Raw genomic sequence first — 15,043 nt, 5'->3', positions numbered from 1 at the left:
AATATTTTGGAAGAAATTATTTTACTAATTTCACTTCAACTCTTCTGTTATTAGCTTTACCAGCTTTAGTTTTGTTAGAATCAATTGGCATTGACTCACCGAAACCTTTAGATGATAATCTTGAAGAAGCGATACCTTTTTCGATTAAGTAATTTTTAACTGCAGCAGCTCTGTTTTCAGACAAAGTTAAGTTAGCAGCATCTTTACCATCAGAATCAGTGTGTCCTTCAATTGAGAAGTTAGCACTTGGGTATTCTTTCAAGATAGCAGTAATAGCTTCTAATACTGGGTAAGTTCTTTGTTGGAAAGTAGCTTTGTTAGTATCGAATAAGATAGTTTTAGCATAATCATTTAATCTTTTGATAGCTTCGTCAGAAACTTCAGGACAACCTTGATTAGCTACAGTACCTTTAACATCTGGACATTTATCATCTTTGTCTAATACGTTATCACCATCTCTATCTGGCCAAGGACAACCTTTGTTTTCTTTTGGACCTTTTACAGTTGGACAAGAATCATCTTTATCAGCAATTCCGTCACCATCAGCATCTGGACAACCAGCTAAAGATTTTAAACCTGCTACATCAACACAAGCATCATCTTTATCAGCAATTCCGTCACCGTCAGTATCAGGACAACCGTTCATTTCAACTGTTCCAGCTTCTTCTGGACAAGAATCTTTAGAATCTTCGATTCCGTCACCGTCAGTATCAGGACAACCATTGAAAGCTTTTAATCCAAATACATCTGGACAAGCGTCATCTTTATCGTAGATACCATCATTATCTTTATCGCTAGCACCAAATTTGAAAGTTAAACCTCCAAAGTGTTGCAAGTGAGTTGGGATAGCATCAGCATTATCTCTTGAATCAAATGAATGTTTGTAAGTTGATTGAAAAGAAAGACCAACTTGCTCAGTAAACCAAAAAGTTATACCTAAACCTCCATTTACAGTTCCACCTTTAGCATCATCACCTAACCAAGTGTAACCTCCACCAACATGTGCAGATGGCTCTAACCATTTTGAACCTAATAGATTCATAAAGCTATATTTAACAATACCATCAACAGCGTAGTAATTTAAATCACCAGGATTTGTAACTACATAATCAGTTGAAGGATAAACTCTTTCGCTAACAAACTTTTTCATTTTGTTTACAGAACCTGTTACACCGAAAGAAAAATTATTTCCTACATTTCTTGATACGTTTAAATAAGACACAGATGGAAGAATATTCCAATATCTGTTAGCATCAAAATACTGAGAAAATTGATCCTCTAATTTAGAAGCAGCACTTACTCTACCTCCGTCTACTGCGTTTACACCAAACGAAATAGCCCATTTGTTGTTACTATCTTGTGCTTGAGAACTTAATCCTAAAAGCATCAATAAAGCAAATAATTTGTTAAGATGTTTCATACTTAATTTTGTTAGATTATAAAGATATAATGGTGCAAAAGTAACACCAATTATTGAATTATCAAAATGTTGTAGAAAAAATTCTACTTTATATGATTTTTAGCGCTTTACCAACTTCTGTAAATGCCTCAATTGCTTTATCAAGATGCTCTTTAGTATGTGCCGCCGAAAGCTGAACTCTAATCCTTGCTTTGTCCTTTGGAACCACAGGATAAAAGAAACCAATTACATAAATTCCTTTTTTAAGTAATTCATCTGCCATTATTTGAGAAAGCTTGGCATCATAAAGCATCACAGGCACAATTGCTGAATCTCCATCAATAATATCAAGTCCTGCAGCTTTCATTCCAGCTTTGAAATAATTAGTGTTCCATTCCAGTTTATCTCTTAATGAGGTGTCTTTTTCTAGGAGTTCGAATACTTTAATTGAAGCTCCAACTATTGCTGGTGCTAAAGAGTTCGAAAACAAATACGGACGAGAACGCTGACGTAAAATTTCAATAACTTCTTTCTTTGCTGTAGTATATCCGCCCATTGCGCCACCAAGCGCTTTCCCTAATGTTCCTGTAATGATATCCACTCTTCCCATCACGCCTTTTGCTTCGAGTGTTCCTTTTCCTGTTGCGCCTATGAATCCTGCTGCGTGACATTCGTCAACCATTACTAAGGCATCATATTTATCGGCTAAATCACAGATTTTATCTAATGGCGCTACTAATCCATCCATTGAGAAAACTCCGTCAGTAACAATAAGTTTGAAACGATGTCCTGCTTCAACCGCTTTCTTTAATTGATTTTCTAAATCTTCCATATTGGAATTTTCATAACGGTAACGTGCTGCTTTACACAAACGAACGCCATCAATAATAGAAGCGTGATTCAAAGAATCAGAAATAATACAATCTTCTTCTCCTAATAATGGTTCGAAAACACCTCCATTTGCATCAAATGCTGCTGCATATAAAATAGTATCTTCTGTTCCATAAAAATTAGCAATTTTTTGTTCTAATGTTTTATGAATGTCTTGAGTTCCACAAATGAAACGCACAGATGACATTCCGAAGCCGTGAGAATCTAAAGCATCTTTTGCTGCTTGAACCACTTCTGGATGAGATGATAAACCTAAATAGTTATTAGCACAAAAGTTTAAAACCGTTTCGCCATTAACTGTAATTTCTGCTCCTTGTGGAGAAGTTATAATGCGTTCTTTTTTGAAAATACCATTTTGCTCAATAGTATTTAGTTCGTTTTGCAGGTGTTGTTGAATTTTTCCGTACATATTTTAGTTTGTTTTGTTTTGACACGAATTGCACGAATTTACACGAACTCGGAATCGTTTAATTTCACGAATTATTGTAAAGTCTACACTCTATTTTCTTTTATCTATTTTCTGATGCTACAAATGTAACACTTCAATTGTTTCTCCTATATATATGAGCGACTTTTTCTCGACTTTGTAACCCATATCTTCAATGGCTTTTTGATAATTTTCTAATTGGGTTTTATGTTTTGGCAAATGTTGACCCGTTTTATAATCTAAAAGAAATACTTGTTTATCTTTTGAAATTGAGATTCTATCCGGTTTTGCTATATTTCCTTGTTTTTGAATGATGGTTTGTTCATTCATCACTTTATGTTCCTCCGAAAAATAATCGGTTAGTTCGTTATGGTTAACAATGTCTGAAATTGTTGCTAAAACTTCCTCTTTCTGACTTGAAATTATCAAACCGTTTTCGATGGCTTTGGTTATTGCCAAATCGATATCGTTTTTAGTTTTTACAAATTCCAAGATTTCATGAATGATGTTTCCGAATTCAATTGCTTTTTGTTGTTTGGTATTCCACATGATGCTTTCGCGTTGCGCAATCTTAATGTTTTTTGGGTTTAATGTTTCTGAAAGTTGCGGAATTATCAATACATTTGAAACCGCTTCTTTTGTTGTAGAGATTTTTTCATTCGAACCGAATTCATATTCTAATTGTTCTTCATTGAATTCGCTTCCTAAAAATTCGATAAAGAAAGTCGCCATATTATTAGGTAATTCTCCTTTGCTGTTTTCAGAAACCAATCCCGAAATCACATATAATTGTTCTTCTGCACGAGTTAACGCAACATACAAAACATTAATATTATCTAATAAATCTTCTTCTTTTTTCTGATTGTAAATTATTGCTGCATCTTCACCAAAACCTTCTACTTTACTACTTTTATCTACTAGAACTTTTGGCAAACCCATCATTTCTTCATCTGCATTTATCCATATTTTCTCTCTTGGACCTTTGCTATAATCCTCTTCCGCAAAAGGAAAAATCACCACTGGAAATTCCAATCCTTTCGATTTATGAATCGTCATAATACGAACCGCATCATTTCCTTCGGGCGATGGAATGCTTAATTTTTCGGAATTATTTTCCCAATAAGTAAGAAAATCAGAAATTCCAGATTGTTTTTTTAAATCGTGTTCCAAAATCAAATCCAAGAAATATTGTACGTAGGCATTTCGTTTTTCAATTGGAATCAATTTTGAGATTATTATTTCTGTAGCTTCATAGAGTGCTTTTTTACGAATATTTTGAAACGAAAAACCTCCCGAAGGATCGGAACTAATTTCGGTCAACCAATTTTGAAATTCCAATTCATTTTTTAATTCCATTCCTTTGGCAATAAAATCGTGAATTGGTAATTCTGTTTCCCGAAGCTTCGGGAGATTATTAGCTAAATAATATAAGAAATTAGCTTTCGATTCTAAATCATTTGAATTTTTTAAATATCGCAATATATAAATACATGTTTGAACTTCTGAAGATGCACCAAGCAACAAACTTTCGGAAGATACTATTGGGATTCCATTTTCAATTAAATGATTGGCAATTGCCGTTCCGGGTTGTTTTTTTCTTGTTAAAATTACAATATCCTTATAATTAAATCCGTTAGCTTTTACTTTCAAAATGGTATTTAAAGTTGCTTCCAAATACAAATCATTTTTGTCTAAACTATCTTCTCCCGAAGCTTCGGGATTAACCTCATCTTTATCGATTTTTGGAATAAAACTCACATTTACATAACCGCCTTTTTTATCATTACATTCTTGATGCGAATGATTTAAATACAAATCTTTGTAATCTTCATTTGTAAACTTAGAGGCTAAAAATTTGAAAAACTTATTATTAAAATCAATTACTTGATCGTAACTTCTCCAATTAATTCCGAGTGGAAAAAGCTCTTTACTTGGATTTATAAACGGATTTTTATCTTTACTTAATTCTATAAATTGTTCTGCTTTTCCGCCACGCCAACGGTAAATCGATTGTTTCGGGTCACCAACAATCATGAGCGAACCGCGTTCTCCATTCAAATCTTCACTTGAAAGAGCATTATCAATTAACGGAATCAAATTCTGCCATTGCATTTCGGACGTATCTTGAAATTCGTCAATGAAAAAATGTTTGTATTTTTCACCCAAACGCTCATAAATAAACGGCGCAGGTTGGTTTTGAATTTGCTCGTTTATCAACTTGTTGAATTCGGCAATTGAAAGTATATTTTGCTCTTTTTGAATCTCTTGCAATTTATTACTCAAGGTATTCATCAACGAAAGTGGCGTGATATTTTTTAAGAATGCTTCGTAGAAATTTTTCTTTTCGAATTTGGTGTAAATCGATTTTAAAATTGCCAATAATTCTGGAATAATACTTTCAATTATGGCACCATCTTTAGCGGTTTTATTGATTTTTATATCTTCAAATTCATGATAGGTTTTGTTATTTGGATTGTATTTTCCTTCTTGAATACTGACCAAATGTTTCGGAAAATAACCCCCAGAAAACGATTTTAAATCGATTCCATTATTTTCTATCAAAATCAATGTCTCTGTAGCTTGAGCAATGGTTTCAGCTTCGATTTCTTTACAAAACTCAACTAATCTATTTTTGATTTCAACAAATTCAGAAATTGATTTATTGTTAAAATGACTAATTTCTTCTCGGTTGTTTTCGTTTAAAATTAGTTTTCCTGTTTCCATAATTTCACGTGAAACGTCCCAACTTTTATCATCGTCAGTTTTTTCCATCGTGAAATTCACTAGAAGATTGGTCAAAGTTTCATCTTCACCAGCTTGAGCGATTATGGCATCAACGGCTTCTGTTAAAAGATTTTCGGTATCAAGTGAAACATCAAATGTTATAGGCAAATTCAAATCGTGTGCAAAAGCTCGAATGACTTTGTGCGTGAATTTATCAATAGTAGAAATATCAAAAGCTGCGTAATTGTGAATCAAATTCTTGATAATACTTTTGGCTTTTTCTTTAATATCAAATAACGAAATTCCGGTTTCTGAATGAATGACTTGCATTAAATTCAGTGCTTTTTCCGAAGGATTTTCTTTGGCAAATTCAGACAAACTTTCTACCACACGGCTTTTCATTTCGTGAACCGCTTTATTGGTAAAAGTAATCGCGAGAATATTGCGATAAGCATCTTGCTTTTTAGACAAAAGAATGATTTTAAGGTATTCTTTTACCAAAGTATACGTTTTGCCTGAACCTGCCGATGCGTCGTATATGGAGAAAGCTGGTTTTTGCATTTATTTTTTATTAATTCGATAAATATAATTCAATTTAGAATCTTCTCCGTAATATTCAACTTCAAATTCATCAATTTTTATTCCGCCTATTTTTTCTATCGCTTTTTGAGAACGAATATTAAAAGCTCCAATATGAAAATAAATGGTATCAACATATTGAAAAGCATAGTCCATCATAAGTTTTTTTAATGCCTTATTGTAGCCGTTTCCCCAATACTTTCTTCCAATAAAAGTATAACCTATTAATACCGAAGCTTCGGTTGAACTGGTTTTTGGATTGTAATCATAAAATCTACTACTGCCAATGGGTTCGTTTGTTTTTGCTTCTCTAACAAAAAATGCTCCTTTGGATTCCATTGCACCTTGAAAGAAATTTTGAAAAACATCTCTTTGATAACGAAATTTATTAGGATGTTGTTCCCAAACTAAAGGATCGGAAGCTACTTCATACAATTCTTCAAAATCATTTTCATGAAGCGGAACTAATTTTATCAAATCGTTTTGCAAATATTTGGGCTGAATATCAAATATCATATAGTTCTGTAATAGGTTTTTTCAATGGAATTATGTAAAAAAAGTATTTTCATTTACAAAGATAAATGTATAAATTTGAAATCAATTTTAGTATTAACTTTAAATAAAAATATCATGGCATTTGAATTACCACAATTACCTTACGCTTATGACGCGTTAGAACCACATATTGATGCAAGAACAATGGAAATTCACCATTCAAAACATCACAATGCATATACAACTAACTTAAATGCGGCCATTGCAGGAACAGATTTAGAAGGAAAATCTATTGAAGAAATTCTTAAAAATTTGGATATGACTAAAGCTGCTGTTAGAAATAATGGTGGCGGATTTTACAACCATAATTTGTTTTGGACAGTAATGTCTCCAAATGGTGGCGGATTACCAACAGGTGATTTATTAGCTGCAATTGAAAAAGATTTAGGTTCATTTGAAGAATTTAAAGCTGCTTTCGCAAAAGCTGGAGCAACACAATTTGGTTCTGGTTGGGCTTGGCTTTGCGTTAAAGACGGAAAATTGGAAGTTTGCGGAACTCCAAACCAAGATAATACATTAATGCCAGGCGTTGGTTGTGGTGGAACTCCAATTTTAGCAATGGATGTTTGGGAACACGCTTACTACTTAAATTATCAAAACCGTCGTCCAGATTATATTGAAGCTTTCTTTAATGTTATTAATTGGGATGAAGTTTCTAGAAGATACGCAGAAGCAAAATAACACTTTGTTTTAATAAATTTAAAAACCGGTTGTGTGTAGCAACCGGTTTTTTTGTGTGTGTGAATTTTAAAAAGACGTCCACAGTTGCGGACGCCTTTTTGCCCCAAATCTACCATAAATTTAACCTACTAAATATATGGAATTGCAAACATACTAATGAATGCATTTTTACTACCTGAAAATCGTTAATTATATTGGAATGATAGGCAAATGAGAGTGAAAATCGCCTTTTTAAAAGAGGAACTTATAGAAAATAAAAAAGGTGAAATTTCTTTCACCCTTTTTGCCCCAAATCTACCATAAACTTAACCTACTAATGCTATGGTTCTCCAAAGATATATGGCGGTGCAATGTGTCACAAAATATTATTGATGAATTACAATAATAATCGATGAAATGCACTATTTATGATTTTTTTAATAAGCTCTAGCGTTTTTTCCTTCGTAAAAGTTCATGAATGCTCGGTTTACAACACGATTTCCACCTGGTGTTGGATAGTCTCCAGTGAAGTACCAATCGCCTAAATTCTTCGGACAGGCAATATGCAAGTTGTCAACCGACTGAAAAATGATTTTTACCTCAGCTTTTATGTCATCAGAAGTTAATAATTGAGCAATTTTATTTGATATTTCTATATCGCTAAATGGCGAATATATTTCTGTAACGTAATTAACTACTTCTGAGTCTTTTAAGTTTTCTTGAGCTTTGCATTTTTTATAAACTTCATCTACAATTTTATATTGATTTCTCTCTTTTAAAAGTTCAATTGCTGCTTGAAAAGCTACTAATCCTTCTAGCTTTGCCATATCGATTCCATAACAATCTGGATAACGAATTTGTGGTGCTGACGAAACTACTACAATGCGTTTTGGATTCAATCGATCCATCATTTTTAGAATACTCATTTTTAAAGTAGTTCCGCGAACGATACTATCATCAATAATTACCAAATTATCTTCTGGTTTTATAACACCATAAGTGACATCATAAACATGCGCTACCAAATCATCACGACTACTATCATCGGTAATAAAAGTTCTTAATTTAGCATCTTTAATGGCGATTTTTTCCGTTCTAATTTTAACCGCTAACAATTCTTCTAAAGAATCTTTGGTCAGTTTTTTTCTATTATCAAGGATAAACTTGTTCTTTCTTTGATTTAAGAAATCATTAGCTGCTTCCACCATTCCGTAAAATGAAGTTTCTGCAGTATTTGGAATATAAGAAAAAACTGTGTTATCGGTATCATTCTCAATCGATTCAAGTACTGCTGGAAGTATTAATTTACCTAATTCTTTTCGTTCTTGATAAATTTCAGCATCGCTTCCTCTTGAAAAATAGATTCTTTCAAACGAACAAGCTTTTTTAACTGTTGGAACAATAATTTCTTCTTCTGTAACGGTTCCGTTTTTTTTAATAATTAAAGCATTTCCTGGTTGCAATTCTTGCACTTTGTCAAAAGCAACGTTGAAAACGGTTTGAATAACTGGTCGCTCAGAAGCTACTACAACAATTTCATCATCTTCATAAAAATACGCTGGACGAATTCCAGCTGGATCTCTAAAAACAAAAGCATCGCCGTGACCAAAAAGTCCTGCCATAGCATAACCGCCATCCCAGCCTTTAGAAGCACGTTTTAATATTTTGGCAACAGGAAGTTTTTCAGCAATAACAGGTGAAGCTTCTCTTTTTGATAATCCGTTGTTTTTACATTCTTGATATAAATCGGTAACTTCATCGTCAAGAAAATGTCCAATTTTTTCCATTACGGTAACGGTATCTGCCATTTCTTTAGGATGTTGACCTAATTCTACCAAACTATTGAAAAGTTCTTTAACATTCGTCATGTTGAAATTTCCGGCAACAATAAGATTTCGATGCATCCAATTGTTTTGACGCAAAAACGGATGAACACTTTCGATACTATTTTTACCAAAAGTTCCGTAGCGTACATGACCAAGAAATAATTCTCCGATGTAAGGAATATTAGCTTTTTGTAGCGCAACATTATCAGCGTATTCAGGATGTAACGTCAATTCTTCATTTACACGTTCGTTGATTTGTTTGAAAACATCTTGAATCGCTTGTGCATCGTTAGAACGAACACGACTGATATATCGTTCGCCTGGTTCAACATCTAGTTTAATCGATGCGAATCCGGCACCATCTTGACCGCGATTGTGTTGCTTTTCCATCAAAAGATACATTTTCTGTATTCCGTAGAAAGCCGAACCGTATTTTTCTTTGTAGAATTCTAACGGTTTTTTTAATCGTAAAAGTGCAATTCCACATTCGTGTTTGATTGCGTCACTCATTGTATTGTAGTTTAGTTGTGTGTTGTATTTTCAAATAAAAATGCCCCGAAAATTTCGAGGCATAAATTTATTATAATTCTATATCAAAATGTGTTAAAGCTTTGAATTGTTTCAATCTTTCCTGCACTTCTTCTTTTTTTAATGATTCCATTCTTTCTGTTCCAAATTTTTCTACGCAGAAAGACGCTAAGTTAGAACCTTGAATAATAGCTGTTTTCATAGTATTGAAAGAGACATCACCTTGCTGAGCAATAAATCCTGAAAAACCTCCTGCAAAAGTATCTCCAGCTCCAGTTGGATCAAAAACATCTGCTAATGGTAATGCTGGTGCAAAGAAAATATGTTCGTTATGGAAAATTAACGCACCGTGTTCTCCTTTTTTAATCACTACATATTTTGGTCCCATAGTGTGAATTTTAGCAGCAGCTTTCACTAGAGAATATTCTCCAGAAAGTTGACGTGCTTCTTCATCATTGATTGTAATTACATCAACGCGTTTGATAACGTCTAATAATTCTGGTAAAGCACAATCCATCCAAAAATTCATGGTATCAAGAACAACCAATTTTGGTGTTGATGTCATTTGATTTAAAACACCTGTTTGAACTAATGGATGCAAGTTTCCTAACATTACTACTTCGGCATTTTTGAAATCTTGAGGAACAACTGGATTAAAATCGGCAAGAACGTTTAATTCTGTTGCTAAAGTATCTCTAGAATTCATATCGTTATGGTAACGTCCACTCCAAAAGAATGTTTTTCCGCCTTTTACGATTTCAATTCCTGAAATATCGATATTTCTTGCTGTCAATAAATCTAAATATTCTTGTGGAAAATCTTCACCAACAACCGAAACGATTCCTGATTTTACATTAAAATGTGAAGCTGAAAGTCCGATAAACGTTGCAGCACCACCAAGAATTTTATCTGTTTTTCCAAAAGGAGTTTCGATAGCGTCAAAAGCAACCGTTCCTACTATTAAAAGTTTGTTCATTTTTACGTTTTCAAATTAAAGGTGCAAAGATAAACTTTAGTTTAGAAGTTTAAAAGTTTATAGTTTAAAAGTTTAAAAAGGATTTGTGGTTTAAAGTTTTGGGGAATTTACAACAACTTCCCATCTTTATTTTCAAATAAGATAACAAATCATTTAATCCAATTTTTATCAGGATTTAAATATGTTGAAAGCACTGCATAAATGTGAATTGTTTTGTTTTCTTGATCAACTTTAAAATGAACCATGTATTTAAAAGTTTTCATTGGCAAACAATGAACATCATTATATCTAACTTGAAAATTTGGAGTTTTTTGTAAATGTTTTAAAGTAGTTCTATATTCTTGTATGAATTTTTTACCAAAACCTTTTCTTCTTGAGTTAAGAAAATCACGAGCATCTATTAAATCATTCTTAACTTTTGGATCTGCAGTAATAGTGTAGTTTGCCATTTACTATTCGTCCAAATTATCTATCATTTCGAATGCATCAACTGGTTTTTTATTAAGTTTTATACGTTTTGAAACTTCATCTTTATGCCATTGAGGAATTTGATTACTTTCTTGAGAATGTTTGTAAGCTAAAAAATCTATAAAACTTTCTACTTCATCTATTAAGCTATCTGGTAAATTTTTCAATTTATCATTTACGTGTTTCAATGCTGTTGCTGTCATAATTAAGTAGAATAAATAATTATAGTAAAAGTATAAAAAATATCAAATCAAAGCAACTTCCGATCTTCATTTTCATAAAAAGAATCAATAGATAAATTGGGTAAACCTGATGCATAAACCGCTAATTCATCACAACGTTCGTTTTGCGGATGATTGTTGTGTCCTTTAATCCATTTAAAATCTACTTGGTGTTTTCTGTAAACTTTTAGAAAGCGTTTCCATAAATCGGAGTTTTTTCTGTTGACGAAACCTTTTTTCTCCCAACCTAAAACCCATTTTTTTTCAACAGAATCGACAACATATTTAGAATCAGAAATTACTAAAACTTTCATATTTGGATTTTTTAACTTTTCTAAACCTACAATTACGGCAAGAAGTTCCATTCTATTGTTAGTAGTCAAACGGAAACCTTCATAGAATTCTTTTTTATGCGATGTACCAACAAGTTCCATAACTACTCCATAACCGCCGTTTCCGGGATTTCCTTTGGCTGCGCCGTCTGTGTAGATGTGGACTTGGTGTGACATATTAAGTACGAAGTTAGAAATACGAAGTATGATTTATGAATTAAGTTAAAAGTTTTTCAATTACTTCAGGAAAATATTGGTGTTCTAGAATATGGATTTTATCAGCTATTTCTTCTGCGGATTTGCAATCTTCTATGTTTACAGATTTTTGAAAAATGAATTCGCCTTCATCATAATGTTCATTTACATAATGTATGGTGATTCCTGTTTCTGTTTCTTTATTCTCTAAAACAGCTTGATGAACATTCATTCCGTACATTCCTTTTCCGCCATAATTTGGTAAAAGCGCTGGATGAATGTTGATTACTTTATTTGGATATTCTTTTATAATGTGTTCAGGAAATTTCCATAAAAATCCGGCAAGAACAATTAAATCTGGTTGGATTTTATTTAATTTTTCTAAAACAATTCCTTCGTTAAGTTCTTGTCTATTGAAAACTTGAGAAGGAACGTTTAAATTTTTTGCTCTTTCTAACACTTTGGCATTAGGATTGTTAGTGAAGACTTCGAATACGTTCACAAGATTTTTTTTATTGAAATGTAATATGATATTCTCGGCGTTAGAACCCGAACCAGAAGCGAATATTACTATTTTTCTCATTTACCTGTAATTTTTATTACGCAAAAAAAAGAATAATAAATGATAATAAATAATATAAATGAGGTCATTGTTAAATAATTTTTTTAATTTCGTATTCACATTTATTAACTAAAAGGTGGTTTTAAAATAAAGTTTTTTATTTTTGCCAACAATTTAAATTTTAAAATTAAAGATTATGTCAGACATTGCATCAAGAGTTAAAGCGATTATCGTAGACAAATTAGGCGTTGACGAGAATGAAGTTGTAACAGAAGCAAGCTTCACAAACGATTTAGGAGCTGATTCATTAGACACTGTTGAGCTTATTATGGAGTTCGAAAAAGAATTTGATATCCAAATTCCAGACGACCAAGCGGAAAACATTGCTACTGTAGGTCAAGCTATTTCTTACATCGAAGAAGCAAAAAAATAATAAAATAAAATACCCGTACACTATAAATGTGTGCGGGTTTTTATTATTTTTTTGATTTGGAAAAAAATTAAACTATTTTTGATTGAATTTCAATCACACTATATTGAAATACCCTTGTATCTTTAAGCTCAATTTATAAAGAAAACAGGGTATTATTTGTTTAAAATACATTTAAAAAAAATTATATGCAATTAAAGCGTGTTGTTGTAACTGGACTTGGAGCATTAACTCCTATTGGTAATTCCATTCAAGAATATTGGGATGGTTTAGTTAATGGAAAAAGTGGTGCTGCTCCAATAACATATTACGATACTGAAAAGCATAAAACAAAATTTGCTTGCGAAGTAAAAAACTTCAATATTGAAGATTACATGGATCGTAAAGAATCGCGTCGATTAGATAAATTTTCTCACTATGCAATTGCTGCAAGTGATGAAGCTATTAAAGATGCTGGAATTACTCATGACAACGTAAACAAACATCGAGTTGGAGTAATTTGGGGTGCAGGAATTGGCGGTTTAGAAACTTTTCAAGAAGAAGTAATGTACTATGCTAAAGGCGATGGAACTCCAAAATTTAATCCATTCTTTATCCCAAAAATGATTGCCGATATTGCTCCAGCTCATATTTCTATGAGAAATGGCTATATGGGTCCAAATTATACAACAGTTTCTGCTTGTGCATCTTCTGCTAATGCGATGATTGATGCTTTTAATTATATTCGTTTAGGAATGTGTGATGTAATAATCACTGGAGGTTCTGAAGCGGCTGTAACTATTGCTGGAATGGGCGGATTTAATTCAATGCATGCTTTATCTACAAGAAATGAAAGTCCAGAAACAGCTTCGCGTCCATTTGATGCTACACGTGACGGTTTTGTTCTTGGTGAAGGTTCAGGTGCCATTGTATTAGAAGAATACGAACATGCAAAAGCGCGTGGTGCAAAAATTTATTGTGAAATTGGCGGTGGCGGAATGTCATCTGATGCATATCATTTAACTGCTCCACATCCAGAAGGAATTGGAGTAATTGCCGTTATGGAAAATACGTTACGTGATGCAGGAATGACTCCAGAAATGGTTGATCATATCAATACACACGGAACTTCGACACCACTTGGTGATGTTGCTGAATTGAAAGCAATTAGTCATGTTTTTGGTGCTCATGCTAAAACTATCAACATCAATTCAACCAAATCAATGACAGGACATTTACTTGGTGCTGCTGGTGCGATTGAAGCAATTGCTGTTATTTTAGCAATGAAACATAGTATTGTTCCTCCAACAATTAATCATACTGTTGTAGACGAAAATATTGATCCGTCGTTGAATTTAACTTTAAACAAACCACAAAATAGAGAAATCAAAGTAGCTATGAGTAATACTTTTGGCTTTGGTGGACATAATGCTTGTGTGTTATTTAAAAAATTAGAAGAATAAGTTTTCATGCGATTACTTAAAAAAATATTTACCCGAAATTCCCGTCCTACAGAAGGCGGGAATTTTTTTGTTGCTATCGAAAAAATTGTTGGTTTTAAACCCGTAAATATAAAATTCTACGAAAAAGCATTTACCCATCGTTCTTCTAATAAAACCGATGATAAAGGAAACCCTTTAAATTATGAGCGTTTGGAATTTCTTGGAGATTCAATGTTGAGTTCTGTAATTGCTGCTCATTTATACAAAGAAGCTCCACTTGGAGATGAAGGTTATTTAACAAAAATGCGTTCTAAAATTGTAAGTCGTGAGCATTTGAACGAACTTGGCAGAGATTTACATCTTATTGATTATGTAGAAAGTAAAGTTCCGTCTTCGCATTTTGGAGAAAATATTCATGGAAATATTTTTGAAGCTTTAGTTGGTGCCATTTTTCTTGACAGAGGTTATGTAGGTTGCGAAGAATTTATTCAAAAAAGAGTTATAATTCCTTATGTAGATATTGCTCGACTAGAAGGAAAAGTGATTAGTTATAAAAGCTTGGTCATTGAATGGTGTCAAAAAGAGAAAAAACAATTCAATTTTGATGTTTTTGACGATAATGGAAACGATGGACAACGCTATTTTGGTGTAAAATTGAGTATTGATGATAAAGTAATTGCAAAATCGAGAGCAACTTCTAAAAAGAAAGCTGAAGAAATTGCTTCAAAACGTGCATATTTTGCATTTCAAGAAAAAATTAACAAAATTTAGTTCAAATTCTTATAAAACTATAACGTTTTCGTTTATAAAATAACGTTAATCTAATACTTCATTAGTGTTTTGAATTTC

Annotated in this window: 14 protein-coding genes; 4 read left to right on the top strand and 10 right to left on the bottom strand. The window is 32.6% G+C overall.

Features of this window, described 5'->3' with window-relative positions; all coding sequences use genetic code 11:
- Positions 1-16 precede the first annotated feature (16 nt).
- The 4 genes from Q0049_RS03075 to Q0049_RS03060 form a co-directional block, all read right to left on the bottom strand.
- Positions 17-1,420, bottom strand: coding sequence for an OmpA family protein (locus Q0049_RS03075; protein ID WP_298116446.1), 1,404 nt, complete (start codon positions 1,418-1,420; stop codon positions 17-19).
- 88 nt (positions 1,421-1,508) lie between these two features.
- A complete protein-coding gene (gene kbl, locus Q0049_RS03070) occupies positions 1,509-2,699 on the bottom strand; it encodes a glycine C-acetyltransferase (protein ID WP_298116444.1) in 1,191 nt (396 codons plus the stop codon).
- Positions 2,700-2,816: 117 nt separating this feature from the next.
- On the bottom strand, positions 2,817-6,002 hold the full coding sequence (locus Q0049_RS03065) for an exodeoxyribonuclease V subunit beta (protein WP_298116442.1): 3,186 nt from the start codon (positions 6,000-6,002) through the stop codon (positions 2,817-2,819).
- On the bottom strand, positions 6,003-6,536 hold the full coding sequence (locus Q0049_RS03060) for a GNAT family N-acetyltransferase (protein ID WP_298116440.1): 534 nt from the start codon (positions 6,534-6,536) through the stop codon (positions 6,003-6,005). It abuts the gene before it with no gap.
- Between the two features lie 114 nt (positions 6,537-6,650).
- Between Q0049_RS03060 and Q0049_RS03055 the strand changes: the two genes are divergently transcribed.
- A complete protein-coding gene (locus Q0049_RS03055) occupies positions 6,651-7,256 on the top strand; it encodes a superoxide dismutase (RefSeq protein WP_298116438.1) in 606 nt (201 codons plus the stop codon).
- Positions 7,257-7,672: 416 nt separating this feature from the next.
- On the opposite strand, the gene Q0049_RS03050 is transcribed toward Q0049_RS03055, so the two are convergent.
- The 6 genes from Q0049_RS03050 to Q0049_RS03025 all read right to left on the bottom strand — a co-directional run bounded on the left by Q0049_RS03050 (position 7,673) and on the right by Q0049_RS03025 (position 12,364).
- Positions 7,673-9,571 (bottom strand): amidophosphoribosyltransferase, encoded by a 1,899-nt coding sequence (locus tag Q0049_RS03050; RefSeq protein ID WP_298116436.1) that lies wholly within the window; start codon positions 9,569-9,571, stop codon positions 7,673-7,675.
- Between the two features lie 70 nt (positions 9,572-9,641).
- On the bottom strand, positions 9,642-10,565 hold the full coding sequence (locus tag Q0049_RS03045) for a PfkB family carbohydrate kinase (RefSeq protein ID WP_298116434.1): 924 nt from the start codon (positions 10,563-10,565) through the stop codon (positions 9,642-9,644).
- Between the two features lie 149 nt (positions 10,566-10,714).
- Positions 10,715-11,014 carry a hypothetical protein gene (locus Q0049_RS03040; protein WP_298116432.1) on the bottom strand — a complete coding sequence of 100 codons (300 nt, stop codon included), beginning with the start codon at positions 11,012-11,014 and terminating at the stop codon, positions 10,715-10,717.
- A 3-nt stretch (positions 11,015-11,017) separates the two neighbouring features.
- A complete protein-coding gene (locus Q0049_RS03035) occupies positions 11,018-11,236 on the bottom strand; it encodes a DUF2281 domain-containing protein (protein WP_298116430.1) in 219 nt (72 codons plus the stop codon).
- Positions 11,237-11,283: 47 nt separating this feature from the next.
- The gene (gene rnhA / locus Q0049_RS03030; protein ID WP_298116428.1) at positions 11,284-11,763 is read right to left on the bottom strand and encodes a ribonuclease HI; all 480 of its coding nucleotides are present in this window, start codon (positions 11,761-11,763) and stop codon (positions 11,284-11,286) included.
- 40 nt (positions 11,764-11,803) lie between these two features.
- On the bottom strand, positions 11,804-12,364 hold the full coding sequence (locus Q0049_RS03025; protein WP_298116426.1) for a phosphoribosylglycinamide formyltransferase: 561 nt from the start codon (positions 12,362-12,364) through the stop codon (positions 11,804-11,806).
- Positions 12,365-12,539: 175 nt separating this feature from the next.
- Here Q0049_RS03025 and Q0049_RS03020 point away from each other — a divergent pair, with 175 nt between their 5' ends.
- The 3 genes from Q0049_RS03020 to Q0049_RS03010 all read left to right on the top strand — a co-directional run bounded on the left by Q0049_RS03020 (position 12,540) and on the right by Q0049_RS03010 (position 14,965).
- A complete protein-coding gene (locus tag Q0049_RS03020; protein WP_007137004.1) occupies positions 12,540-12,776 on the top strand; it encodes an acyl carrier protein in 237 nt (78 codons plus the stop codon).
- Between the two features lie 185 nt (positions 12,777-12,961).
- Positions 12,962-14,215 carry a beta-ketoacyl-ACP synthase II gene (gene fabF, locus Q0049_RS03015; protein ID WP_298116424.1) on the top strand — a complete coding sequence of 418 codons (1,254 nt, stop codon included), beginning with the start codon at positions 12,962-12,964 and terminating at the stop codon, positions 14,213-14,215.
- A gap of 6 nt (positions 14,216-14,221) precedes the next feature.
- Positions 14,222-14,965 (top strand): ribonuclease III domain-containing protein, encoded by a 744-nt coding sequence (locus tag Q0049_RS03010; protein WP_298116422.1) that lies wholly within the window; start codon positions 14,222-14,224, stop codon positions 14,963-14,965.
- Positions 14,966-15,043: the final 78 nt, after the last annotated feature.

The organism is Flavobacterium sp., assembly GCF_027484205.1.
Taxonomy (GTDB): domain Bacteria; phylum Bacteroidota; class Bacteroidia; order Flavobacteriales; family Flavobacteriaceae; genus Flavobacterium.
Note: the sequence above shows the minus strand (reverse complement) of the source record. Positions and strands in the feature narration are given on the sequence as shown.

Coding starts and splice junctions, on each gene's coding strand:
- Q0049_RS03075 (WP_298116446.1), bottom strand. CDS start 1,420: ATGAAACATCTTAACAAATTATTTGCTTTATTGATGCTTTTAGGATTA.
- kbl (WP_298116444.1), bottom strand. CDS start 2,699: ATGTACGGAAAAATTCAACAACACCTGCAAAACGAACTAAATACTATT.
- Q0049_RS03065 (WP_298116442.1), bottom strand. CDS start 6,002: ATGCAAAAACCAGCTTTCTCCATATACGACGCATCGGCAGGTTCAGGC.
- Q0049_RS03060 (WP_298116440.1), bottom strand. CDS start 6,536: ATGATATTTGATATTCAGCCCAAATATTTGCAAAACGATTTGATAAAA.
- Q0049_RS03055 (WP_298116438.1), top strand. CDS start 6,651: ATGGCATTTGAATTACCACAATTACCTTACGCTTATGACGCGTTAGAA.
- Q0049_RS03050 (WP_298116436.1), bottom strand. CDS start 9,571: ATGAGTGACGCAATCAAACACGAATGTGGAATTGCACTTTTACGATTA.
- Q0049_RS03045 (WP_298116434.1), bottom strand. CDS start 10,565: ATGAACAAACTTTTAATAGTAGGAACGGTTGCTTTTGACGCTATCGAA.
- Q0049_RS03040 (WP_298116432.1), bottom strand. CDS start 11,014: ATGGCAAACTACACTATTACTGCAGATCCAAAAGTTAAGAATGATTTA.
- Q0049_RS03035 (WP_298116430.1), bottom strand. CDS start 11,236: ATGACAGCAACAGCATTGAAACACGTAAATGATAAATTGAAAAATTTA.
- rnhA (WP_298116428.1), bottom strand. CDS start 11,763: ATGTCACACCAAGTCCACATCTACACAGACGGCGCAGCCAAAGGAAAT.
- Q0049_RS03025 (WP_298116426.1), bottom strand. CDS start 12,364: ATGAGAAAAATAGTAATATTCGCTTCTGGTTCGGGTTCTAACGCCGAG.
- Q0049_RS03020 (WP_007137004.1), top strand. CDS start 12,540: ATGTCAGACATTGCATCAAGAGTTAAAGCGATTATCGTAGACAAATTA.
- fabF (WP_298116424.1), top strand. CDS start 12,962: ATGCAATTAAAGCGTGTTGTTGTAACTGGACTTGGAGCATTAACTCCT.
- Q0049_RS03010 (WP_298116422.1), top strand. CDS start 14,222: ATGCGATTACTTAAAAAAATATTTACCCGAAATTCCCGTCCTACAGAA.